Annotated in this window: 19 protein-coding genes; 13 read left to right on the plus strand and 6 right to left on the minus strand. The window is 56.3% G+C overall.

The features are described 5' to 3' along the window. Nucleotides 1-31 precede the first annotated feature (31 nt). Nucleotides 32-1,009: an LLM class flavin-dependent oxidoreductase gene (locus tag ACN2TU_RS14710; protein ID WP_435156389.1), complete on the plus strand. Its 978-nt coding sequence runs from the start codon at nt 32-34 to the stop codon at nt 1,007-1,009. Beyond that, nucleotides 1,006-2,067, plus strand: a complete 1,062-nt coding sequence (locus ACN2TU_RS14715; RefSeq protein ID WP_435156391.1) for a Gfo/Idh/MocA family protein — start codon at nt 1,006-1,008, stop codon at nt 2,065-2,067. Before ACN2TU_RS14710 ends, ACN2TU_RS14715 begins: the two co-directional genes overlap by 4 nt. Here ACN2TU_RS14715 and ACN2TU_RS14720 read toward each other — a convergent pair. Beyond that, nucleotides 2,064-3,077, minus strand: a complete 1,014-nt coding sequence (locus tag ACN2TU_RS14720; RefSeq protein WP_435156393.1) for a Gfo/Idh/MocA family protein — start codon at nt 3,075-3,077, stop codon at nt 2,064-2,066. The two genes, ACN2TU_RS14715 and ACN2TU_RS14720, sit on opposite strands and share 4 nt — an antisense overlap. Nucleotides 3,078-3,120: 43 nt before the next feature. Beyond that, complete coding sequence (locus tag ACN2TU_RS14725) at nt 3,121-4,098, minus strand: Gfo/Idh/MocA family protein (protein ID WP_435156395.1); 978 nt, start codon at nt 4,096-4,098, stop codon at nt 3,121-3,123. A gap of 109 nt (nt 4,099-4,207) precedes the next feature. Between ACN2TU_RS14725 and ACN2TU_RS14730 the strand changes: the two genes are divergently transcribed. Continuing rightward, entirely contained in the window at nt 4,208-5,437 is a 1,230-nt protein-coding gene (locus tag ACN2TU_RS14730; RefSeq protein ID WP_435156396.1) for a DegT/DnrJ/EryC1/StrS family aminotransferase, read from the plus strand. Between the two features lies 1 nt (nt 5,438). On the opposite strand, the gene ACN2TU_RS14735 is transcribed toward ACN2TU_RS14730, so the two are convergent. Both ACN2TU_RS14735 and ACN2TU_RS14740 read right to left on the minus strand, forming a co-directional pair. After that, a complete protein-coding gene (locus ACN2TU_RS14735) occupies nt 5,439-6,416 on the minus strand; it encodes a GNAT family N-acetyltransferase (protein WP_435156397.1) in 978 nt (325 codons plus the stop codon). Between the two features lie 115 nt (nt 6,417-6,531). Continuing rightward, nucleotides 6,532-7,980: an enolase C-terminal domain-like protein gene (locus ACN2TU_RS14740; protein WP_435156398.1), complete on the minus strand. Its 1,449-nt coding sequence runs from the start codon at nt 7,978-7,980 to the stop codon at nt 6,532-6,534. Between the two features lie 263 nt (nt 7,981-8,243). Here ACN2TU_RS14740 and ACN2TU_RS14745 point away from each other — a divergent pair, with 263 nt between their 5' ends. The 6 genes from ACN2TU_RS14745 (at nt 8,244) to ACN2TU_RS14770 (ending at nt 18,463) form a co-directional block, all read left to right on the plus strand. Further along, nucleotides 8,244-9,083 (plus strand): GNAT family N-acetyltransferase, encoded by an 840-nt coding sequence (locus ACN2TU_RS14745; RefSeq protein ID WP_435156399.1) that lies wholly within the window; start codon nt 8,244-8,246, stop codon nt 9,081-9,083. 30 nt (nt 9,084-9,113) lie between these two features. Continuing rightward, nucleotides 9,114-11,099 (plus strand): alpha/beta hydrolase family protein, encoded by a 1,986-nt coding sequence (locus tag ACN2TU_RS14750; protein WP_435156400.1) that lies wholly within the window; start codon nt 9,114-9,116, stop codon nt 11,097-11,099. A 43-nt stretch (nt 11,100-11,142) separates the two neighbouring features. Further along, the gene (locus tag ACN2TU_RS14755) at nt 11,143-11,895 is read left to right on the plus strand and encodes a sugar phosphate isomerase/epimerase family protein (protein ID WP_435156401.1); all 753 of its coding nucleotides are present in this window, start codon (nt 11,143-11,145) and stop codon (nt 11,893-11,895) included. A gap of 79 nt (nt 11,896-11,974) precedes the next feature. Beyond that, on the plus strand, nt 11,975-15,889 hold the full coding sequence (locus tag ACN2TU_RS14760) for a heparinase II/III domain-containing protein (RefSeq protein ID WP_435156403.1): 3,915 nt from the start codon (nt 11,975-11,977) through the stop codon (nt 15,887-15,889). A gap of 228 nt (nt 15,890-16,117) precedes the next feature. Further along, complete coding sequence (locus tag ACN2TU_RS14765) at nt 16,118-17,440, plus strand: right-handed parallel beta-helix repeat-containing protein (RefSeq protein WP_435156404.1); 1,323 nt, start codon at nt 16,118-16,120, stop codon at nt 17,438-17,440. Between the two features lie 63 nt (nt 17,441-17,503). Beyond that, nucleotides 17,504-18,463: a Gfo/Idh/MocA family protein gene (locus ACN2TU_RS14770; RefSeq protein ID WP_435156406.1), complete on the plus strand. Its 960-nt coding sequence runs from the start codon at nt 17,504-17,506 to the stop codon at nt 18,461-18,463. A gap of 2 nt (nt 18,464-18,465) precedes the next feature. On the opposite strand, the gene ACN2TU_RS14775 is transcribed toward ACN2TU_RS14770, so the two are convergent. Then, nucleotides 18,466-19,518, minus strand: a complete 1,053-nt coding sequence (locus tag ACN2TU_RS14775) for a Gfo/Idh/MocA family protein (protein ID WP_435156408.1) — start codon at nt 19,516-19,518, stop codon at nt 18,466-18,468. A 93-nt stretch (nt 19,519-19,611) separates the two neighbouring features. Between ACN2TU_RS14775 and ACN2TU_RS14780 the strand changes: the two genes are divergently transcribed. The 4 genes from ACN2TU_RS14780 (at nt 19,612) to ACN2TU_RS14795 (ending at nt 24,752) form a co-directional block, all read left to right on the plus strand. Then, nucleotides 19,612-20,508, plus strand: coding sequence for an amidohydrolase family protein (locus ACN2TU_RS14780; protein ID WP_435156410.1), 897 nt, complete (start codon nt 19,612-19,614; stop codon nt 20,506-20,508). 217 nt (nt 20,509-20,725) lie between these two features. Next, on the plus strand, nt 20,726-21,745 hold the full coding sequence (locus ACN2TU_RS14785; protein ID WP_435156411.1) for an ABC transporter permease: 1,020 nt from the start codon (nt 20,726-20,728) through the stop codon (nt 21,743-21,745). A 2-nt stretch (nt 21,746-21,747) separates the two neighbouring features. Next, nucleotides 21,748-22,788, plus strand: coding sequence for an ABC transporter permease (locus ACN2TU_RS14790; RefSeq protein ID WP_435156412.1), 1,041 nt, complete (start codon nt 21,748-21,750; stop codon nt 22,786-22,788). Between the two features lie 131 nt (nt 22,789-22,919). Beyond that, complete coding sequence (locus ACN2TU_RS14795) at nt 22,920-24,752, plus strand: ABC transporter substrate-binding protein (protein WP_435156413.1); 1,833 nt, start codon at nt 22,920-22,922, stop codon at nt 24,750-24,752. A 328-nt stretch (nt 24,753-25,080) separates the two neighbouring features. On the opposite strand, the gene ACN2TU_RS14800 is transcribed toward ACN2TU_RS14795, so the two are convergent. Continuing rightward, complete coding sequence (locus ACN2TU_RS14800; protein WP_435156414.1) at nt 25,081-25,458, minus strand: hypothetical protein; 378 nt, start codon at nt 25,456-25,458, stop codon at nt 25,081-25,083. Nucleotides 25,459-25,736: the final 278 nt, after the last annotated feature.

Genomic DNA, 25,736 nt, shown 5'->3' on the forward strand with positions numbered 1-25,736 from the left:
TCTGGCGTTCAGATGCGCAGGAGGACTCGACATGAAGTTCGGTGTATTTCTAAACCAGTATCATACGAAAGACACCGATTTCGAAGCAACGGACCTCTATGAACAAGCCGAGCTGATGGAAGCGGTTGGTTTCGACTCGGCAACGCTCGGCGAACGGCACGTTCACGAGGAAGGGTTCGTCGAGCCACTGACCGCTCTCGCTGCAATCGCCGCACGAACCGACACGTTAGAGCTCGGGACGGCCGCCATGCTCCCTGCACTGTACAACCCTCTGCATCTCGCGGAGTACGTCGCCAATATTGACCAGCTCTCCGGAGGTCGGATGTCTTTCGGGGCGGCACTCGGTTATCGCGAGCGTGAACTCGAACCGTTCGGTGTCGAGATGGACGAACGCGTCGGGCGCTTCCTTGAGTCGACGACAGTACTCAAGAAACTCTGGACGGAGGACTCGGTAGACCACGACGGCGACTTTTGGTCGTTCGAGGACGCTTTCGTCAGTCCACGCCCTGCCGACATACCGGTCTGGATCGGTGGTCACGCTGATATCGCCATCAAGCGGGCAGCATATCGAGGCGACGCGTGGATCGCTAGCGCGTCCTCCACGACCGACGACCTCACCAAACAAATCGGTGTCTACGAGGATGCCCTTGACGAATTCGGGATGGATCGCGCGGACAACGACGTCATCCTAATGAGAGACTGCTTCGTCGCAGACTCGACACAAGAGGCTCGAGACACGATCGAACCGTACTTGCTCAACCTCTATGAACTGTACGCTCGTTGGGGTCAAACCTACATGGACGAACACGAAATCGAAGTCGATTACGAGGAGCTTGACGAAAAGTTCGTCATCGGCTCTCCTGAGGAGTGTATTGAGCAATTGCAAGTGTACGAGAACCTCGGCGTGGATCACGTGCTCATTCGATGTCAGTTCCCTGGTCAACCGCAGTCCTCGACGCTTACCTGTTTGGAGCGCTTCGGTGAGGAGGTCATACCTGCATTTTCATGACCACTCGAATCGGCTACGTTGGACTTAACCATCACCACAGGGATCCGTATCTGGCAAGTATCGACCAACTTGACGCCGAGGTGACGGCGGTCGCCGATGCTACCCACACACCCGCTACGCTCGGTGTCGACTCACTTTCGGGATGTCCAGTGTACGACAACGCCGCGGAACTACTCGAGGCTACCGACGTTGACTTGCTCTGGCTCACCCTTCCGAACCGAGAGACACCGGCGGTAATCAACACGGCACTCGACTACGGCATTGACGTATTTACCGAGAAACCGGTCGCACGCAACGCCGCTGAACTCGAACCGATTGCGAGACGAGCGCGTGAATCGCCAGCCACCGTCGGTGTTTCCTATACGTGGCGCGGCCATCCGATCGCTCGTGAGCTTCGGGAGCGCCAGCGAGAGGGGTTCTTCGGCAGCATCCGCGGGTTCGTCCTTCGATTTATTGCCTCCAACCTCGACACTCGGGACACCGATCACTACCTCTTCGATCGAGTAGCAAGTCGCGGCGGTATTGTCCAATGGCTTGGCGTCCACTGGCTCGACCTCCTCCCCTGGATTCTTGACGATCCTATCGTCCGTGTGAACGCCCAGATCGACCACGGAACGAACGAAGTCGATGTGGAGGACGGTGCGACTCTGCAGTTGGAGACGGCCTCGGGTGCGGTCGGCACCCATACCTGTGGCTATTTCCTTCGTGAGGGACGGTACGACACCCGCGTTAACGTCTATGGGGAGAGTGGCCGAAGTCGGTGGGATCCGATAGGTGCGACGTTCGGGTTCGACGACGAGACCACACTCGACCTCGACTCATCGGACGCATCGTGGGCCAGTACCTCTCACCGCCGCATCACCCATGAGTATCAATCCGCACCCGGTTACGGTGGTCATTGGGGACTCAAGTTCTTCGACCAGTTCCTCGACGCGTGCGCGGGTGATGCGCCGAATCCCGCAACCCTCGATGACGCCTTGGACGTCCTACGCGTCCTTGATGCGATCTACCAATCCGCCGACGATGACGAGTGGGTCGAGATCGATCGTAGCGATTAGAACTCTATTTCGACCGGTTCGCCACGTTCTGCAGATTTGTATGCTGCAACACAGACCGCCGCCTCACGGAGTCCGTCCCGTCCATCGATCTCCGGAGGTCGATTTTCGCGGACTGCATTCAAAAAGTCATCCAACAGGCTAATGTTCGGCTCGTCGCCGTAGTAGACGCTGTTGATGCCGGGTGTCGTCCCTTCGTCGCGGGTCTCGCGGAAGGTGTAGTCGAAGCAGTCGACGTTGATTTCGCCCGACGTACCGACGAGATTCAGCGTCGCATCGCCCCAGTAATCCCAGTTGTCTGGACGATCCCACGAGCCATCCAAGGTGAACGGTGTGCCGTCGTCCAGTTCCATCGATAAGACATTCACGTCTTCCGTCTCGGGCCCATCGTGCATCGTCGCAAGTTCGGCATAAACCGAGACGACCTCCTGGCCGGTTATCCAGCGCACTAACCCGACAATGTGAACCGTATGATCCATCACTGCTCCCCCGCCCGCGTGTTCGGGGTCTGCCGACCAACCGGTTTCGTGGCGGTTACGAAGTTTCGCACGGTTCATGCCGGTGGCGACTTGCAGCTCACCGAGCGCACCCGCCTGGTAGGCTCGTTTGGCTCGGCGCGCGGGCGCACTGAACGGGAGCGGCATCATCATTCCCAGTCGAACGTCAGCGTCCTCACAGACATCTACGAGCTCCCGGGCCGTTGCAAGGTCCGTCGCCAATGGCTTTTCACAAAGTATGTCTACGCCTGCAGCGGCGGCCGCACGCACCCACTTTCCGTGGGTCGTGTTCGTTGAAAGGACACAGACGGCTTCCACTTTATCGAGTAATACTTCTGTCGAGAGCAACTCGACGCCGTATCGTTCGGCGGTCTCTCGTCCACGCTCCTCGTCGTCGTCGGCAACACCCACGAACGTTACGTCCTCGCGGTCACGTAATTGCGTGGCGAACCCGTCCGTGTGTACGTGTGCGGTCGAGAGCAGCCCAACTGAAACCGTCTTTCTATCAGTAGTCATTGCGTGAATGGTTCACACGAGCTATCTTAAACGTAGGTAATTATCAGATATGAACACCTTCTTCACAACTTTCAGAACGGTATACGCCATCCAGCACCCGCTGTACCGTTACTGCTTCCTCGAGGCTTCCAACCGTCGGCGGCATTCCGTTCTCGACTGCTCTCGCGAACGCCTCGTCTTCGGGTGCTAGCCAATCTTGGCTCTCCGTCTCGATTATCTCTGGGTCGCCGTCCGAACCGGAGTAGATACGCAATTCATCCTTCTCGATATCGAGAGCAGCGCCGCCCTCCGTCCCACGGACGACGATTTCTCGAGTCGCGGGGCCGTTCGACACCCACGCCGCCTCGAGACCAATGGTTGCATCGTTCGCACATCGAATAAACGCCGACGCAGAGTCTTCGACATCGTGCCCCGAAGGCGTACGCGTGCGACCGTAGATGCCGTTGATGGCGGGAAAGTCGAGCAGCGTCAGCGCGAGGTCGAGGACGTGGACACCGATGTCGACGAGCGCGCCGCCCCCTGCTAATTCGGGATCGATAAACCAGCCACTCGTGGGGCGATTGTGCCGTCGGACGTAGTGTGCATCGATATGTACAATGTCTCCGAATTCACCTTCATCACGAAGCGCAAGCAGCTTTTGTACGGTCTTGTAATAACGCATCACGAAGCCGACTACGCAGAACGCCTCGCTTTCGTAGGCGGCAGTCGCGATCCGTTGGGCACTCTCGACGGAGTGGGCGAGCGGTTTCTCGACCAGTGTGTGGACGTTCTCGTCCAGTGCCGTCACCGCGACCTCCTCGTGAAGGGCGTTCGGAACGGTAATTACGATGCCATCGAGATCGGACTCATACATTGCCGAGTGGTTCGTGTAGGTCACGGCATCAAATTGCTCTTCGAATGCTTTGCGGGCCGCCTCGTTCACGTCCACGCCGGAGACGATCTCTGCGCCAGCGTCCACGAGACGAGTCGCGTGGTTCGTTCCCATCGTTCCGAGTCCGACAACTCCGATGCGAGCAGACATATCCTCATCCAACAGTGCCGTTGTCAAAACTGTTTCTCCAACCAACGTTCAGTTAATACCAGAGTAACACACCACGCACACTTATTATCATGGCCCCGCGTTAGAGTGTATGGTCGAGTTAGCCTTGCACGGCGGACCCGCAGCAGCCGAGGGACTATCATTTCCCAGCTGGCCACAGTGTACCGAACAAAGCAAAGAGAACATTCTCGATGCACTCGAAACCGAAGCGTGGTGTCGTAACTACTCGGACGCCGAGTGGGTAGACACCTTCGAAGAACGGTTCTCCGATTACCAGGACGCCGAGTACGGTATCGCCGTCTCAAACGGTACTGCAGCTATCGAGGTCGCTCTGAGAATGCTCGACGTCCATCCCGGAGATGAGGTTATCGTCCCCCCGTACACGTTCATCGCCACCGCGAGTGCGGTGACAGAACTCGGTGCAGTCCCCATTTTCGCAGACATTGATCCAGACACCTACAACCTCGACGCCGACGCCGTCGCTGAGCAAGTCACCGAGAACACCGTCGGTGTTGTCGGTGTTCACATTGCGGGGTATCCGATGGACTTCGATGAATTACTTCCCGTTGTCGAGGAGCATGACCTGTTCCTCGTCGAAGACGCCGCCCACGCCCAGGGTGCAGAGTGGCGCGGAGAGCGAGTCGGTGCCATCGGTGACGTAGGTACCTTCTCGTTTCAGGCTTCGAAGGCACTCTCCGGGGGTGAAGGCGGAATGGTCGTTACCAATGACGATGTACTCGCCGAGCAGGGACGACTCGTCCACAACATCGGTCGGATGGATGGAAAGGTGTACCGTCACTACGAACTCGCCTCGAACATGCGTTTGTCCGAGTTCCAAGGGGCCTTGCTTTGTGCACAGCTCGACGATCTCGACGACCAACTGGCGACTCGGCGTCGCAACGATGAGCGTCTCCGAGCGGAGTTGGCAGACATCGACGGCATCTCACCAAAACCGCAAGACGACCGCATCACGGCGCGAGGTTACTGCCTCTACGATTTGAAATACGACCCTGAAGCGTTCGACGGTCTCTCGCGTGATGACTTCCTCGAAGCGCTGAGTGCCGAGGGTGTTCCAGCGAGTAAGGGCTACGTGATGCCGATGTACAAGCAGCCTGCGTTCGCCCGCAACGTCGTGCAAGCCCGAGTACCCGCAAATGCCTCCGTCCCTACTTACCGTAACATGTTCTTGCCGGGCGTAGAAGAGGTGACCTCGACGAACATCAGCATGTCCCATCAGGTTCTCCTCGCTGAGGAAGGAGGGATGGAAGCGATTGGTCACGCTATCCGGAAGGTGGCCGAAAACGTCGACATCCTGCATTAATCTAAAATTCGTTTGTGAGCATCTGAAACCGCAGGCGTGGCTCGAAACCGAGCCGCAGATAGTATCCTTCGAGTCGCTGTGTGACGCCGTCGATAGTCATGTGCTGATACCCCTGATCTCGGAACTCAGCCATCACGGTTGCGATGAGATCGAGACCGATCCCATCACCACGGGCGTCTTCGGCAACACCGATGGGACCGAGACCGCAATAGGCGGGACCATAGCGTTCCACCCAGTTGACACAGGATGAGAAGACCGCGGAGTCGGTAGTGCCCGTACGGGCAAATGCGACGATATCGTCTTCGCGACGGGCAACCCAGTAGTCGTCCACGCCACCGGGAACCCGAGAGGTACACTCGACTTGGTAGGCCCATCGCCCGGAAAACTCGCTGGCAACGAACTCCTGTAATGCCGTCGCCTCGTCTGAGCGTGCACGGCCAAACTCGACGTCACCGAGATCATCGAGGCGCTTGGCGACTTTCTCGCGACTCCGCGGCGTGGTGATATCGACAGAGAGATCTGAGGTATCATTCGTCTTCCGAAAGCCGATATCCGTTAGCATCGGGAGGTAGTTCGGAGTAAGATCAGCCGGAAGGCCGGGCATGAACTTCTGTATATCATTCCCGAAACTCACCGTACTAACACCCCGGTCGCGGAGGTCGGAGAGCGCTTCCGATAGAAGATCTGTGCCCACTCGGGGCAAGTCGACAACTCGTGAATCGACTGCGAAGAGGCTCACCCATCCCACGTCGGGGGTTGGGTATCCCGGGACGGGGTCGGTAAGGTGTTTGGTGAGGATCGCGCCGACGAGATTGCCGTTGTCGAACGCGCCGTGTGCAGTGACCCGGACGCCCGGAACTGGAGCGTAGAGGTTCTGTATGGCGAGGCGTTCGGCGAGTGCGAAATCGGGGTGCAGGTCGTTCCAGAGAGCGACGCTCTCCAGTATCGCGAACCGGTCGGTCAACCGCTCGATCTTCATGTATTTCCGTTCTCGCGACACCGCTAATAGCTTGCCCCGAGTTTTCGTCTCCACACCGGCTTGTCCACAGGTTATTCTGCCTCACCCGTCAAGCGCTGTATCGTGTGCGCTCGGTCTATTCGGAGATCGATTCGATTGACCATTCGTCGATCGGCGTCGCATCGACTGGGTTGAGATCGACGTGATGTCCGAACGGTGCTTCGAGCACCGAGTCGAGAGAGACCGTACCGTTACGCACGTCGAGTGTGACGAACCCATCTTCGTGACGGGTGAAGAGGTCTGGATGTGCGGTAAGCGTCTCCTCCTGTACGTCGTCGGAGAACATACTCAACCCGCGATAGTAATGATGGCCATTCCGCTCGACGTTGTCCATCCCGATGGTGGCGGCGACAACGAAATCTTCGGGGAGTTCGACCGGACCGAGAGTGGTCAGGTCCTCTCCGGTCATCAGATATGCTCGGTCACCAACCGCTTGCCGTCGGTGTTCGATGAGACACCGATTCATCAACCCCTTGAACACACCTTTACAATTTTTGTGACTGGTGCCTGCATAGCCACAATCGAGTGCTTGCCGAAGGCTGTCAAGGCGATCGTCGGACTCGTCGATGATGACCGGCGGCCGGTCCGACCACGCTGCAAACGTGTCGGCGGTCGCCTCGCTGAACGCCTCATCGCGCGGAAGCGGTTGCTCGACGTAGAGCAGGTTGTCGAGCAACGCCGCGATGTCAGGATCTTTGCGCAGTGTTTCCCACTGCTCACGAAAGTCTGCTACGTCGCTGTACTGCTCGTTTGCGTCGAGCGAGAGAGCGTATTCGTCTATGTCGCTGTCCGCGACAACCGCGTGAATGTTACGGAGACGTTCAGCGTCCGTGTCATTGGCGGCAAGCTTGATTTTGAAATGATTGATACCTTGCTGATCGACGTATTCTGCAAGGGTCTGTGGAAGACCGTCATCCAATCGATCGCCGTCTGGTACCTCTTCGGACGTAAGCGGGTCACTCAGACCAACGGTGTGGCGGATGGCGACCTCGCTGACGGGAGCATCGGGAAGCAGGTCGCCTGGGCTTGCGTCCGCCAGTTCCGGGTGAACGGTACCGAGATCGATGCCGAGGTCGTTCTTTCGAACGGCAACTGGGAACGGCGTCTGTGTGGCGCAACAGTACGCGTCAATAACTGCCTGCTCGACGAGGCTCACACCGTAATTCCACAGCAGGTTCGGATGGGGAGTGTCGGTGGCCCAGGTGCCAACAGCGTCGTAAAGATCAGACCAAAGAGCGAACGGCGATGGACGGTCGTCCAGGGACTTTGCGAGGTCGCACGCTGCCTCGAATACGTCGACCATCGCTTCGATACCCGCTTCCAGTCCCATGTCGGGATCCTTGTAGAACCACATCGGTGCGAGTGCGCCCATGCTTTGTCCAGTCTCCGTTTTGCCGTCTACCTCGGCGTCAAGAGTCAGTAGTATCTGTGGTCCCTTCGTGACGTGAACATTCCCGAAGTGAAAGGACATCCGACGGCGGAGGTTGTAGACGGATAACTCCGTTTCAGTGATGGTGATTGCCATATTACGTTCTCTGTGGGAGGAGTAATAAATGTCTGCTTCGGTGGCCCCATGCACAGAACCCAGTCCAGCGTAGCTGCCGCTTACGCGCGCGGTTTGCCAGTAGGTAATGGGTGCCGGCGAGGACGTCCCCATCGTGTTCGACCAGAAATCTGCTGCCCTCTACTAACCTCACGGTGGTGCCGAGTGTGGTATCTTCGTAGCAGCGTGAACAGGTCTGATAAACAACAATAGATTTAGTTGTAATGCGTGCGCAGAGCTACTGTATGTTGGAAATTAATTCCTTAAATCCGACAGATGTCGACGATGCTCTCGACCTTTCGACGCAAGCAGGCTGGAATCAGATCGCCACCGATTGGGAACGACTTCTTGCACTCAATCCCGAGGGTTGCTTTGGTGGCTATATCGATGGCGAGCTCATCGCTACGAGCTGTGTCGTCACCTATGAAGACGGCTCGAACTGGATCGGAATGGTACTCGTCGACGAAAACCACCGGGGACAAGGATATGGAACCGCTCTCTTCGAACGCGCCCTCGACTACACCGACGGTATTGGTGGACCGGTTGGTCTCGACGCAACGGAGTACGGTGCCCCGCTATACCGGAAACACGGTTTTCACAATACGATGGCAGTTGAACGCTGGTCTGGGACGCTCGAGCCTGTTCAAACCGAATACGAAACGGTCGTGCTCCAACCATCGCAGATCGAAACACTCCCCTCGCTCGACATCGAGACGATCGGTATCGATCGAAGCAACTTTCTCGACCGGTTGCTGTCCGAGATCGGTGTTATCGCACTTGGCATCTGCGACGGTGACGAGGTCATTGCCTATGCAATCGTCCGCCCCGGTCGCAACCATCCTCAGTTTGGCCCAGCGGTCGCACCCGACATCTCACACTTCGCGGCGCTCCTCGAGGAGACCCGCAGCCTGCTCTCGGATCCAACCATCATCCTCGATGTCCTTCCGGATAACGAGACCATCGAGGTCCTTCGTAGACATGGGCTCACGCGCCAACGGGAACTCACCCGGATGGTTCGCGGCCCTCGCACTGATTTACTTGCTGACGATGGCGCTCGCGCTATTGCTGGATTCGCATGGGGGTAATTTTAACTTCAATGTGAGTGTGAGTCTCGGATGATGGATTCATTTAACCGGAACGTCGATGGCTACTACGACGCGTCGGCGCAACTTCCACGCTACCTCCGCAACATCGCCAATCAACAGTTCTCAGCGGCCGAGCGCGAACGTGCGGCCCGCAACTCCCAGGCGGCAGTCGAACGTCGGCGTGATATAGCGCGCGATTTGTTCATCGCAGCGCTCGGCGGCCTTCCGAACGGCGGAGAACGAACCCCACTCAATTCGACCACAACAGGTCGCCTCGATCGTGACGGATACGTTATCGAACACGTCGTCTTCCAGAGTCTCCCGGACTTTCATGTGACTTCGAACCTCTACCTTCCATCCGAACGTGACGGAAAGGTTCCCGGCGTTCTCATGTTTTGTGGACACTCCGATGTCGGGAAGGCTGCAGGGGTCTACCAGCAGGTGTGTCTCGATCTCGTACGAAACGGCTTCGCAGTACTCGCAATGGATCCGTTGGGGCAAGCCGAACGTCACCAGTTCTACGACCCGAAAACAGGGGAGATTCCCCGTCGGAACACGGGGGAACATACCTACCACGGCCACCAGTGTCAGTTCGTTGGAACGAACGTCGCACGGTACTTCGTCTGGGACTGCATACGCGCTTTCGATTACCTTGCGGGGCGCCCTGAGGTCGACGAGGAGCGTATCGCCGCGACCGGTAACTCCGGAGGAGGCATGCAGACGGGCTACTTGATGCTCGCTGACGACCGGCTCGCCGCTGCCGCTCCCTGCTGTTTTGTCACATCGAAAGAAGACTACATGAAAACGGGACAAGCCCAGGATGGCGAACAAATTCTCGCGGGTGCTATCGAGCGCGGTCCTCGCTACGACGACTTCGTCGCCACGTTCGCACCAAAGCCTCTACTCATCGGTGAGGCTCAGTCGGACTTCATCTGCGTGGAGGGCGCAACTCGAACCTATGAGCGAGCGTTGTCTGCGTACGAGCAGTTCGACGCCACTGACGCCATCGAACTCACAGTATCGCCGACCACACATGGATTCGCTCCACAACTCCGCGAAGCGGTCGTCAACTGGCTTCGCGTCCACTTGCTGAACGCGCAGCCAAATTTCGAGACGGGTGATCCGGACATCGAGACGGTCGAGAGTCTGCGCTGTCTCCCCGATGGCGAAGTGAACGCCGCGTTCCCCGAAGAACGCCACGTCGTAGATTTCACTCGAGAGTACGTGGCTACTCACGCACCACTCTCTGCGCCCGGTAGTACATCAGTAAATCCGTCAGAGCTCCGAGAGACTGTCCGGTCGCGATTCGATCTCGATCGCGATGCACCCCGCCGTTTCCCGCGTGTTATCTCCGAGGAGCGTGAGACAGATCTTCTCTGGGAAAAGGTGTTCTTCCGGAGCGAAGAGGATATCATAGTTACGGGTATTCTCGTCCGCGATCCACAAGAGGATCCTTGCGAACCCGCGGTCATCCTGCTTCCGAGAGGTACCGACGACCTTGCCGACTATGAGCGTGACGTGGCCGCACTCGCCCGGAATCACAAAGCGGCGCTCGTTTTCGACCCGCGTGGGGTCGGGGGAGTGCGCGCTCGTGACGTAAACACGCCGCTTGCCAATGGTGGTGAGTACTATGACACCCACGGAACCGAGTATAAGCTCGCTGCTGATGCCCTGATGCTCGGCACGTCGTTGCTTGCCTTGCGAACGTTCGATGTGACGCGAGCGATCGGCTATCTCCGGGAACGGTTCGACACCGAGACAGTGGGCGTCGTCGGCGCAGGGGCCGGTGCGGTCTATGCGTTGTTTGCGGCTGTTGCCGATAAATCCGTATCCTCAGTGCTCGCCGAATCCGTCCCCTCGTTCCGGGAACGGGCGACCACCGATAGTATCGATATTGAACCCGGTCTTCTAGTTCACGACGTGCTCGGGATGGACCTCCCGCGACTCGTCGCGGCTCTCGATGCACGGGGAACCGACGTACGGCACGTTGCGTTCCCCGACTCCGGTCTCCCGTGATCGTGAACCGAAGTTTTTTGTCTCAACTGTGAGAGTACACAGCATGCGCTTCGGACTGTGTACGATCTCTGCTAAGGAATCGGGCGTCGAAACGGTACTTTCGCAGGCAGCGGACGCTGGCTACGACGGCGTTGAGGTGTGGGGCGGCCACGTCGAACCGGGCGAAACCGACCCGGATTCGGTTCGGAAGACTGCCGCCAGTCTCGGTCTTGCAATACCGGTTTACGGATCCTATCTCCGTCCCGGAACGGACGGCTTTGAAGAGAACCTCCCTATTGCTCTCGACACCGCCGATGCTCTCGGTGCAGACCTGATTCGTATCTGGGCTGGTGAGCAGGAGTATGGGAACCACGACGATGCTCATTGGGAGCGGGTGGTTTCCGATCTTCGGACGCTCACTGCTGCCGCGAACGATTACGACATCGGCGTCACTGTTGAGAAACACGAAGGCTCGTTAACAAACCGAACTGAAGGTGCGCGCCGCCTCATCGAGACCATTGACGACGCCCGTTGCGGTCTGAACTGGCAACCGCTGTTCGGCATGTCTCCCGAGTCGATTCGTCGCGAAGCTCGGGAACTCGCACCCCTTTCGAACAATATCCACGTGCAGGCCGTTCCCGAACGTGGCGGTGCGACACGTTGTAGTCTTGCGGGTGCATTCTTCGACGTCGGTGAGTGTCTCGCTGCGTTCGAGGCAGCTGGCTTCAGTGGGTTCGTCAACGTCGAGTTCGTACGTGATGATGCCCCCTACGAGGATGCCGTGTTTGACGACCTGACATATTTATCCTCATTGTGAACTGTCGCGGAAATTTAAAAAATTGTTATACTTTTGGGCCATATTTTATGTATGATGAGACTAATGAACTACTGCGACTATGTCAAAAGATGGCACATCCGGTTCCAGTAGTTCCGACTGGCTTTCGACCGTGGCCGACGGTGATTGGCTGCGCTCCACCGACACGGGTAGTGGACGACGCGATTTCATGAAGGCGTCGAGTCTCGCGGTGCTTGGGACCTTCGCGTCCAGTGGTGCATCCGCGTCGACGACCGGTTCCGACAGAAAAATGCGAACAACCTATTACACGGATGAAAAACGGCGGGCTGCATTGGCGAATATCGAGCAGTACGACTGGGCGAAGGAGGTACGAGACGCGGCCGTAAACAAGGCCGAGACCGTCCTATCCGAGTTTTCGCTGGACGACCTATGGCACTACGTCGGTTCACAGGACATCCCACGTGCATCGTGGCTAGCAAACGGTAATGCAGGCTATTACCCGGGGTCCGGTGACTGGGACTTCGAGTCTACTCTTTCCGGATTCGGATACGGCGGCGCACCCGGCAAGCAGTGGAAGGTGACGAACGGTGAGTACACCCTACCGACGAACGATTACGCAGCATATCGCGAGAGTGGCCTCGATGACGCTGGCACTTTCGATCCGAACCTCGCGGATGATTCGTTGTTGGTCAACGAAGAGCACCCCGAGATGGGCGAACAGTGGGGCGTTGACGACGGCACGGGATGGGTCGACGAGAACGGCGACCTCGGTCCCGCAGGAACGCGGTGGGTTCCCGTCGCGTGGGCCCATCATTGGAACGTGATTTACGGCTACCGCGAAATGCTGTCAGCACTGTTTGAATCCTACCTTTACACCCAGAAACAACGCTACGCGACGGCGGCAGCGGTACTTCTCGATCGACTTGCTGACGTGTATCCCGAGTTCAATCTACAGGACACCGTCTACTTCGAGGAGAACGGATATACCTACCTCAACGGCTTTCCAAACAACTCCCACGGTGGGACCGGGCGCGGTAAGCAGGTTGGGTCCATCTGGGAGTCCTATTGGGTGAAAGCACCAATCAGAGGATACGACGCCGTATTCCCGGCGGTGGACGGTGATTCCGACCTCACCTCGTTCCTCTCCGCAAAGTCTGAATCGTATCCCGGTATCGGCGCGAAAAGCTCCGTCGCTACTATCCGATCGAACATCGAAGACGGGCTGTTGCGACAGATTCTGCCGGCGTTCAAAGATGCGCAGATCCGTGGCAACTTCGGGAGTCACCAGACTACGCTCGCGCTTTCGGCAGTCGTACAGGATACGCCCGGCGGCTACACTTCCGACGCACTCGACTACCTCTTCAAAGCAGGTGGTCTCGAATACGAGGACGATGGCACACCGTGGGGTGATTGGACCATTACTGGCGGTGACGTGCTCGCCTCGCTGCTCGAGAAGTTTGACCGCGACGGACACCCCTTCGAGGGAACAATCCACTACAATAGCTTGGTGTCCAGCGCACTTCAGGGCACTGCGGATGCGCTCAACGGCTACGACGCCTACGAAGGTGCCGATCTCTACCAAAATCCGATCTTCAAGCAAACATTCGAAACACAACACCCGCTCACCTATCTAAACGAGTATGTTCCGAAGTACGGTGACACGGCGAGCGCAGGTGACCCCGGTTTCGATGTTATGATAGACGTTGATAATCTCGTCAGAGCTTATGAAATCCATGGTGGCGACGACCTCGCACGGTGGATATACCTTCGCAACGGCGAGTCAATGGACGGTCTTCGGGGTGATATCTTCGATCCCGACCCCAATTCAGTCAAAGGTGATATTCAGCACGTATTGGACGCCAACGGACCACTCGACCTCGATAGCACACAACTAGCCGGCCTCGGCCTCACCGCGCTGCGTGCTGGCACTCCCGAGAACGGACGAGGTATCTGGACGTACTATGGACGGAATGCCTTCGGCCCCGACAGCGGCTACGGTGCGGGTCACTGCCACCGTGATACGCTGAACATCGGCGTCTTTGCCCACGGGCTGGATCTTTCGCCCGACCTCGGCTATCCCGAGGAGACGGGCAGTTGGCCGAAACGAAACAACTGGACGGCAAACACAATCAGCCACAACACGGTTTTGGTGAACGAGCATCGACAGGAAAAACAGTGGGTTTCGACACCGAAGCACTTCGATCATACCGATCGTGTGCAAATGTTCGAAATCGACGCAGCAAACGTCTACGAAGAGGCCGAACAGTACGAGCGCACAACCGCGCAGATCGCCGTAGATGACGAAAACTCCTATGCCGTGGATTTCTTCCGAGTCGACGGAGGCGACGATCACCATTTCAGTTTCCACGGCGCAAAGGTACCCGGCGATCGCTTCGACTACAGCCTGAACGAGGGTGTCACTGCGTTTGCCGTCCGTGACGGCGCTGGGACAGTTGAGGCGACACGCGCGAAGGCGTATACGGGTGAAACGTCCGTCCGCCTCTCGGACCCCTCTGGTGACACTCACGATTGGCGGGGGCTCGAGACCGAGGGATCGGCTGACCCCACCATTTCCGTCGCGATCAACACAGCAGTCACCGGATACCACGAGTACTGGCACCACAATCACTCGGTCTACCTCGGACGGGACGCGAATGGTCGTCGCGTCTGTGCGGGTCTCGGCAATCAGGCTGCTGACGACGATCCCCGCGTCGGCATTTACTACCCAGAGTCGAACGAGTGGGGCGACTACGCTGCTATCGATGGGTGGGAAAAGAACGTCTGGTACGGACTCAACGTGTCGAAATCCGGGACGAGCGTCGAAATCGAGGTCGTTGATGTCGATGGTGGAGTCCTCACCAGCGGCACGTTCGCCCTCGATAGCGATACTGATTCGACGGTCGGGATCTTCGGCGGTATCGGTAAGGGACAGACTGGTGCACTCTATTTCGACGAACTCACGATAGACGGAACGGTCGTGGAGTTGTTCACCACCTCCTATGTCGAACGGTCGGGAATCGAAACGACGGGTCTCGATCTGACCGCCCAACAGGGTGGTTCCTACGCGGGTTCGGACGTTCCAAAACCCGGTCACGGCGAGGACACGCAGTACAATAACGAAGTCGGAAACGGGTTTAATTATCTCTACAATGTCGAGCGCGACGATGCGCCCGGTGAGCGTTTTAGCGTGGATTGGGATATAGAAGACTACTGGGACGCGCTAGACGAACCAGCAGACGTCCACCTCAGACTGACACTGCTCACCCAATGTGACGACGTCGCTATCGCAAACGGAGACCCACCGCAACGCTGGGAGAACCCGGACACCTTCAAATACGTCGTTGCCCACCGCCAGGGGAGTGCATTGCAATCGGTGTTCACCTCTGTCATCGAGCCGTACAAGAGTGAACGGTTCATCAGCTCTATTAGCGCCGTGCCGGTCGAGAGCGATGATCCAACCGCGCAAGCGGTGCGTGTGAAACTCAAAAACGGACGAACGGATTACATCGCCAGTGCGACCGACCCGGACGTGATGCACCACGTCGGCGACGTGTTCGAGTTCAAAGGCGCGTTCGCTGTCTTCTCTACCGATGAGACGGGAGACAGTGAACACGCATATCTCAACGACGGTAAACTGCTCATCCCTTACAAAAGCTCTCCCCTTATCAAGCGACCCAGCGGTCGTATTGAGGGTACGATCGAGGACTTCACACGAGATCTTTCCCTCGACAATCGGATCGAGATGACGGTAACCGATGGCGATGGCTGGACCACCGATGAACTAGTCGGGTCGTGGGTGTACGCCGACGCCGTCGACAAGCGCAATGGCGCCTATGAAATTCTCGATGCGGAGCGCTCGGGTGACGACCGTCTCACGCTCGATATCGGTGAGCGTACGACAGTCAAGCAGTTCAATGACCCGGAGAACCCGGATGCCGGATACGAGTACATCCTTTCGGAGAGTGGTCGCTGTGTCGTGCCGTTCAGCGAGACGTGGAGCGCACGGTCGAACTGAACGCTACGAGTAGCTCTGACTACTCTCTGCTGCAGGAACTGTGTTCGACAATGTCCCTTCGGCGATCGCCAGAGCGGTTGCCTGACCGCCTCGTACCGTTCCATCCGTGTGGCTTCTGTCGCAGGACTGTTTACGATCACGTATCCTGTTGCTGAAAATTCTCTAAATGCCACATTTAGTAAATAAGATTTATATTGGTTAGAAGAATGTGATAAGTGAGGTACACAGATGATTCGAAGAGACTATCTGAAAGAACTGGGTATCGCAACGGCCGTGCTGGCTGGAGGTGCGGGCGGCGCGAGCGCAACGAATGACCGCTCCGCGGATGGCGACGACACGTACCAGATCCGAACCGCCGACGACCTGGTGGCACTCTCTGCCGACGAACTGCAAGAACTCTCGAACGAAGAGATACGGAACCCGTTCAACCCCCAAATCGGTGGCGGGCGATGGTATGACGCCGATAGCTTCGAGGGAGCACGTGTTCACGGTGGAACGGTTCGCAAAACCGATGCTGACTACCGTGTCTCGACGCTCTCGGCATTGAAAGAAGCGCTTAGCCGGGCGAAGGCTGGCGATGTGGTTTGGATCGATAGCGACGCGGAAATCGACGTCACACACGAGTCGATGGATGTTCCTGGCGGCGTAACCGTCGCCTCCAATCGAGGACAGGGGGAGCAAGATGGTGCAAAACTCTATCAAACTGAGGGCAGTTTCGCTCCGACGTTCGTTCCACAAGGCGACGGCACACGGTTCACAGGCATTCGCTTTCGCGCACCCGATACAGAGTACTGGGAGCTTGAGGATCGTGGTATCAGCGACATCTATGAGTACGGACAAAATTACGCTATCCGAATCTTCGGTCATGCTGATACCGAGATCGACAACTGTTCGTTCCGGGGCTTCTGCTATGCAGGCATCCGCATCGGCGACTACCCCGACACGGCTGAGGGGACGTACGTCCATCACTGCGAGTTCGTAGATACCCCGTCACCGTCACTCGGCTATGGCGTTACCGTCTGGAGTGCGAACCCACTCATCGAGTACTGCTACTTTGATAATAACCGCCACGCAATCGCAGGTCACGGCGGCGTCGTCAATACGAGCTACACGTTCCGAAACAACCTCTGTGGCCCGCGAACTCGTCTTCACGTCATCGACATGCACGGCGGCTTTTCGTTCAACGGACAGGAAAACGTGATGAAAGCCGGAGAGACGATGATCGTTAAGAACAATGTCGTGCTGGCGACGAAAGCCCATGTCGGTGGCTATCCACAGGACGCCGTCACCATTCGTTCCATCCCGCAGGACAAAGCGGTCATTGCGAACAACTGGTTCTTCCAGCCGCCCCCGCCATTCAGCGATACCACCACCGACAGCAAAGACGAAGGGCAAACGCTCGAACAGGCCGGACGCGACGGTGACGCGATCGTCCAATGGCGAACGGACGTGTACAAAAACATCGAAGCGTGGAACAACATCTGCGAGGGAGCACATCCGATCGACGACATCGGGGTGGACTCTCGTTGGGAACCTCGGACCTCACGGTAACGCTAAGCCATATTTCCGGTGACATAAGTTTGAAGCCATTCGTGATGCATCCTCGAAACGAGCATGCGAGTAGCTTTCATTGGAGCCGGAAAAATGGCCAGCGATCTGATGGCTTGTGTGGACGAATACGACGGCGCGACTATCACGGCAGTCTGTGATGTAGACCGAGAGTCGTCTGAGGCTGCCGCAAAGCCACGCGATGCCGTGGTCTTCACTGACCACGAGACTCTATTCGAGAACCACGATTTCGACGTCGTCTTTCTTGCGATTCCCCCGTTCGCCTACACGAATCAGGCGACACTGGCCGCTGATCGGGGCATTCACACGTTCGTTGAGAAACCCGTTGCACTCCATCCCGACGACGCCCCCGAGGTGCAGGATGCCCTCGAAACGGCGAACATCGTCACCGGATCCGGGTACGTCTTCCGCTACGACCTGATTACCGAGCGTGCCCGCGAACTCATCGGTGACCGTGACATCGCGCTCGTCGATGCCAAGTACTGGGGCGGTCTACCCGGCAGCGAGTGGGGCTACCGGATGGAGTCCTCCGGCGGCGACGTTAACATTCGAACGACCCACGTTCTCGACACGATGCGCTACATATGTGGTGACGTCGAGCGCGTCTCGGCGGCCGGATCACACACCGTCGACACCCCAGAAGTGGATTACCCCGACGCCGTTGCAGCGACGCTCGAACATAAAACGGGCGTCGTCGGTACTGTCTCCTCGACAGTCGTCGGCACACAATGGGCCGTCGACTTCGACATCGTTGGAGACTGTTTCCAACTTCACCTTGATTACGCGACGCAGACGCTCTCAGGCTCTGTCGATGGCGAAAAGATTGATTTCGACGGCACCTGTGATCGGTACGCTCGCGAAATCCACGCTTTCCTCGATGCCTGTAAGGCCGAAAATCAGGACTCGTTCCGTTCCTCGTACGCCGACGCTGTTCGCACGCTCGATTTGAACTGGGCCGTCATTGACGCCGCCAACAGCGGTGACCGCGTCGTATTGAACGACTGAACTCAATAAAGCGGCAGCTCAATTGGATTGTCACACCGTCCAGCCTCGTAGGCTGCTTCGATGACTTCCAGCGCACGCAGGCCGTCTTCGCCAGGGACCGGTGGCTCTCGTCCTTCCCGGATTGCGTCTGCGAATGCCTCGATAAGTCGGACGCCAGCAGGCCGTATATCATTGGTTGGAACCTCGTGCCAAACTTCTCCCTCGCCGAGTTCAGTCGTTTCGTTCGTCCGCACGAGGAGCGGGTCTGAGAGAACGAGTTCCCCCTCCGTCCCATAGACACGGTCGCCACGAACGACCTCTCCGTAAGGCCCATCTTGTACGAAGGAACTCGCTTCAATGTAACCGATTTCGCCGCCTTCGTAGCGAATGGTTACGATCCCGAAATCTTCGACCTCGACAGGCGTTGCCAAGGTATCGTATTCCGCGAAAACGCGCTTCGGCTCGAGGCCGGTAAGTGCTCTCATCGCATCCACGTTGTGGATCCCGTTGATTGAGAGGATGCCACCGCCACTCTTCTCATGGGACTGTCGCCAGTCGGTTTGGACGCGGCCAGTGTATCCTCCTTCCCAGTAGCTCTCTGGTTTGCGAGCCATAATGCTGATTTTCGTCCCGACGACGTCTCCGAGATGACCTGCCTCTATAATCTCGGCGGCAGTGTGATAGGGTGCTTTGTAGCGATACGGTTCGCAGACGCAAAGTGTGACACCTGCGTTCTCGCACGCCGCGATCGTTTCCTTAGCAGACTCGATGTCGACGGCGATCGGTTTTTCGACGAAGACGTGCTTGTCTGCGTCTGCAGCGGCCATTGCCTGTTCTGCGTGGAGGTGATGAGGAGTGGCGATGTATACGACGTCGATCTTTTCGCGAGCAAGCAGTTCGTGTTGTTCGGTGGTGTAGGGAATGTCGTAGCGCTCCCCGATATCCGCTGCGACTGCTTCGTTGATGTCCATCGCCGCGCCGAGCTGGACCCCTGCCGCTGCCTCTAATTGGTCGGCTCTTCGCTTGCTTGTGATTTCGCCACAGCCAATGATACCGACGGTGAGTGGTTTGGTCATATGAAACCTATTTTGAAATTTGCGGGAGAGATTATCAACGTTTGGTGGACGAAGAATGTTTTTATGCCCTTGCGCTACGATTCCTGAATCGATATGTCCGAGACGCGTCAACGCTACCTAGACAGTGCCGTCACCACGAAAAGTGAACAGCCAGTAGACACGCTCATCGATGCACACACTCATATCGGGCAAGTCCGGCAATATGACCTGTCGGTCACACCCGAACGCATGATCGAATACATGGACGAATACGGGGTCGACAAAGCAGTGTTGTTCCCGTTAGAATCGCCGGAGGCGACCGCATACCTGATTAAGACCCGTGAGGTGCTAGAGGCAGCGAACCGATATCCGGACCGTTTCATTCCGTTTGCGTCCGTTGATCCACGGGCACACCCTTACTACGACGAGCAGCGATTCACCGACCAAATTAGGGAATATGTCCGCCTCGGTGCTCGCGGGTTCGGTGAGCTGAAGTGTGGGCTTTCGATTGACGACGAGCGAATGCAGACGTTGTACGGTATCTGCGAGGAGGAAGGTCTTCCTGTGCTCATCCACATCGACGACGTCTGTTGTACCGACAAACCCGGGCTACCCGGACTCGAACGGATGCTCGGGGCGTACCCGGATCTGAGCTTCATCCTCCACGCCCCCGGCTGGTGGGTCCACATTTCCGCGGACGTCGGAGCGGACGACCTCGGAAAGTATCCGAGCGACCCCGTCGTTAGAGGTGGACGTTGTGATGAACTACTCGATACGTATGATAACTGCTACGCTGATTTCTCGATGGGCTCGGGGTTCAACGCGCTCACGCGAGACGAAGCATACGGACAACAGTTCCTCGAACGGCATCATGAGAGCCTGCTGTTTGGCACTGACTACCTCTACCCCGGCCAGTCACTTCCACAGTTCGGATTTTTCTCTGAGTTCGACCTTCACGACGAAGCGTGGGAGAATATCTGCTATCGAAACATTGAGTCTCTTTTAATGTAATATAAATTTGTAATATTATAAATATCGAAAGAGAGTATTTTTTGCTTTCTTTCCTCAGACCTGCGGTCTCATCGATCTACATACGATTGGCAAGAAGTCTGAGTCGGATGTATTGATCGACAAACGACAACCCTTCCACCGGTAGTGAACCAAAACCATGAATTCTAATCTATATTACCAAAAGACATAAATTTGAATCCCACCTCAATCGTACTACATGAACTACTATATAAGAAGGATCTGTCAAGCGATTCTAACATTGATCGTGGTTGTCACGATTACCTTCTTCATGTACCGGGTCATGCCCGGTGGACCGGTGGAAGCGATACGCCAACGGCTCGTCAGGGAGGCGTTAGCCGACGGCGGTGCTGTGAACATGGAACGAATCAACCGGCTGGTCGAAGTGTACACTGGCATCCAACCCGATGAGCCGCTCTATGTCCAGTACTACAACTACCTCGTGGATGTAATCATCTACCAAGATTTCGGCGATTCCATCTGGAAAGGCGAGCCGGTGTTCGAAATCCTGTTCCGAGCCATGCCGTGGTCGGTATTCGTCAGTGTTTACGGGCTCTTGCTCGGGTTCACATCGAACATCCTCCTCGGTGCGTTGATGGCGTATAAAGAGGGAAGCCGCTTCGATAGTGCGATGTCGATGGTCGCGACATTCATGTCCTCGGTGCCATACTACGTCGGCGCTATTTTCATGCTCTCGTACTTCGCCTTCCAACTTGGCTGGTTTCCCACCGGTGGTCGTTGGGATCCGAACACAATCCCCGGTTTCAACGTCCCATACATGCTGGGTATACTCCACCACGCTGCGCTCCCCATCCTCACTGGGTTCATCGTCGGGTTCGGTGGCGGTGCCCTCGGAATGCGTGGTAACAGCATCCGTGTGATGGGGAAAGATTACATTCGTGTCGCTCAGCTTCGCGGGCTCAGCGAAACGCGAATTGCTACCCGCTACGTAACACGTAACGCAATCCTCCCAATGTACACCACCCTCATGGTCGGCATTGCCAGTATCTTCAGCAGCTCCGTAATCATGGAACAGATCTTCAATTATCCCGGCGTTGGCTGGTACACATTCGGCGCCCTCGAGGCTCGGGATTACCCGCTGCTGATGGGTATCTTCATTTTCTTTACGGCCATCACACTCATCGGGATCCTTATCGCCGACTTCACGTACGGAATCATTGACCCGCGCGCGAGTGCCGACGATCAGGAGGCATACTAACGATGAGCCAAGATTCCCCCTCTCACAACCTGTTCAGTGTTTCGAGTGATGACCACGACACTTCGGCGTCGAGTTCGGATCGTTTCTTCCGCTTTCTCGACGCCTATCTGTTGGCGCCTGCTCGTATCGCTGCTACCGATTGGCGAATGTGGGCTGGGACGGCGATCATCACGTTCTTCATCGTTCTCGGTGCCATTTCATGGGTGTCGACCTCCGACTGGTGGATCTTCGAGGATATCGTCATCGTCCCTGTGGCGACGCTCAACCAAGCGCCACCGTTCACGCCTGCGTTCGTCAATTCCTATGTTCCCCTTGGAACCGACCGATTCGGCCGGTCGATATCGAAGCGACTGGTACACGCGACACCACCGGTATTGCAGATGGCGTTTGCCGGTGCCGTCGTTTCGACTGGCATCGCCGTCGTTATCGGCACGACGGCCGGCTACAAAGGCGGACGAGTCGATGATATCCTGATGACGGTCACGGACATCGTGATGACCATCCCGGCACTCCCGCTAATCATCGTGCTCGCGGCCATCATCCGTCCGGAGGACCCGTTCATCGTGGGTATGATTCTCGCAATCGACAACTGGCCAGGTCTGGCTCGCTCGCTTCGATCACAGGTGCTCACCATCCGGAGTGAGTCCTTCGTCGAAGCAGCCCGGGTGATGGGTGTCGGCTCCTCAACAGTACTCCGCCGGGATGTCGTTCCACAGTTGATGCCCTACATCATGATCAACGGTGCAACGTCCGCTCGTGCCGTTATCTTTGAATCGGTTGCACTGTACTTCCTGTCCATCCTCCCCTTCTCGAACTACAATTGGGGTGTGATGATGAACAACGCCTACAATGCTGGTGCGATGTCAAATCTTGGGCGGGCGGGCCACTGGCTCTACGCCCCGATGATTCTGCTTATCTTTTTCTCGCTCGGACTCATCCTCTTCTCTCAGGGGATGGATCGAGTGTTCAATCCGCAGCTCCGCGCTCGTCATGCGAAAACGGTTGGTGGAGAGTCCGAGGACGTTGACGTTATGGATCCATAAGTCACTATCAGCACCGATAGATATTTGTTATTATAGAACACACCAATGTTCGTATGCCTAACGGTAACAATCCGTCGACCTCCGAACCAGCTTCGCGTCTCTCACGACGTAGGTTACTCCAGACAACCAGTGTGGCAGGGATTGGTCTCCTCGCTGGTTGTTCAGGTGGAGGTAAAAACAAAAAAAACAATTCGAACGGTGAACAAGAAAAGGTTCTCGACGAAATAATCGGGACAAGCACCATCCCGCCGGAACTTCACTGGAACCAATTTGCCAGCGACGGCTGGTCAGGGAATCTCGCACAGAACGCATTCGACTTCGGTGCGAAACTCATCGCTAAAACCGGCGAGACAAAGAAGTACGGCTACGAGAAGTGGGACTACAGCAAGAAAAACAACGTCTTCCGTGTCGTCCTCCGTGATGATATCAAATTTTGGAATGGAAACCAATACACCTCGGAGGATCTCCACGCGCTTGACGAAGTGAATCGACTTCTCGCTCCGGAATCGAGCCCCATCGACAAAATCGAGAAAGTCGACGATCTCACACTCGACTACTACTTCAAAGAACCGCAGAACCCGGATCTATTGGTGAAGTCTCGACTCCCGTATGACTTCTTCGACGTCGGCAAGGATATTTGGGGAGACTGGATGAAGCGCCTCAAAAATGCCTCCTCCCAAAGCGAAAGTGACAAAATAAATAAGGAGCTGACGCAGTTCAAGATCCCTCATGAGGAACTCATGGACAAAGGACTGGGTACCAGTCCGTATAAGCTCGATAAGGTAACCCAACAGCAGATCATCTTCAAAAAGTGGGATGGCCATCGAGACGCCGACAAAATCGAAATCGAGACGCTACGGCTACGACACGCAGCTAGCTCGTCGCGCGAAAACGAGCTCGTCAAAAACGACAAGATCGATCACGCGCCTGCACCACTCTCGAGTCAGTTGCAAGGCGTCGCCCCCAACCATATTGAGAATCTCGTCACCTGGGAAGGGAAATGGATGATCAAGATGCTCATCAACTGGCGTAACCGGGAGTATCTACAAGATGTGAACGTGCGCCGAGCAATGGCCGCCGCAATCGACACAAAGAATGTCGCCACCAATTACGGACGCGGACTCCCGATTAAGGTTCACTCGGGAATGGATAGCGACTACACGGACGTCTATGTCGGCTCCGACTCCGACAATTTCATCGATTACGGAGTTAAGCAAGATTACGAACTCGCGGACAAGTTCCTTCAGAGGTCCGGGTACTCACGGAAAAACGGCACTATCCGTGATCCGAATGGTAATAAACTCAAACCACTTCGGTTCCTCGCTGGCAACAGTGAAACATGGTTGAACCCGGCTCAGACAGCCTCACAGCAATTGAAACAGTATGGATTCCCGGTCAAATTCAATACTGTCGAGCGGTCGACGAAGATGGATCGCATCGTCCCACCTGAGGAGATGGGTGGTTGGGATCTCTCTACAGAATCGCATTACGCCGGTGGCACCTACCACCCCATCTCTTATTTCGACTATCGAACCTTCTGGGGATGGCGGCTCGGCGAAGGCCAGTACAGCGCTGTCGAAGGAATGCAACAGCAAGTTAGTCAGTGGATAGAGGAGGGCAAAGAATTCTCACCATACAACGGGAAACCGCTCACGCCTGAAGTGCCGACCAAAATCGGTGCACAGAATCTCTCCGGAAACACTGAAAAGATCAATATACAAGGGCTTTACAACGAGGCAAACTCACCAATCCCCGAGAAGCGGACGAAAGAGATCATTAGCAAGCTCAGCTGGGCGTGGAACTACCATCTCCCAGACATTGACCTGATGACGGCACAACAAGGTTGCTGGGGCGATACAAAGAATTTCGCGTGGCCGGAGGACAAAACGTCGCTAACAGTGATCAACGGTGGTGGCCCCGGCTACACGATCAAGACCGGACAGGTGAAGATGAATAACAAGTAATCACACGACGAGTTTTTAGTTCAATCCCTCTTTCTGGTAGACTTCGTCTTGTTCTCGACGTTCGCAGATGATAAGTATCACAATCGAAGCGGCACCGATCATTGCGATACTGATGAGGTCAATAATGACGATTACATATGTGTGAGATCCTGGTTCGACTACGCTCAGTGAAACGAGTAGCAGCAGAAATATGATCCCACAGAGACCGAAGAGCGCTCGAAATTGGGCTTCGAACTCACACAGGTGGTCGAGTAGTACTTCCCGAAACGTTCGTGCCATTATCTGCATCTCTCCCGGCGACAATTTAAGTGCTTTCGTCGGTGAGACGTCACAGACTACCGTCTCGCCCGATACCCTCTGATGGGTCGGAGACGTTCCATGCGCCCATGAGGAAGTCGGCGAAGAATGTCGTTCGTTCTGGATATCCTCTATCTGTGAGTGAAAGATCTTTGCAAGCCAGTGACGAGACTACTGCCCTCGGGTGATCCATCGTTACTACCGTTTTGCGTATCGGTATGGAAAACTCTCCGGTTTCGTCGAGATTCAACCACTCGGCGTGTTGTGCGTGCTCCGTTTCATAGGAGATCGTGTATGTTTCTCCGCCCATCAATGCGACTATGTCGTCCAGGGTACCCACTTTGAGCCAACCGTCGGGTGAATCGACGAACAGGACTCCGTCATCGATTCGCGTCTCGTATCTCTCCATCGATCAGTAATCGATGAGGTAGCACCATAAATAATGGTGCTGAACGGGCACGATGTGTATTGCCTCGTCGCAAGCTTTAGGTGGTTGGATGGTAATTGTTATCTATCATGGCATCACATCCTACGACAAAAAATACCTCTGGACTGTATCGCTCGTTAGTCGCATTACGTCGGTCGTTTTTCCTCTCTCTCGCAGTATTCGGTGTCATTCTACTTATACTTGGCTTCGTATTTGACGTTGTATTCCCGATGTTCGGATACCTTGGGCTTGCAGGCACT

The sequence above is a fragment of the Haladaptatus marinus genome, from assembly GCF_051194195.1.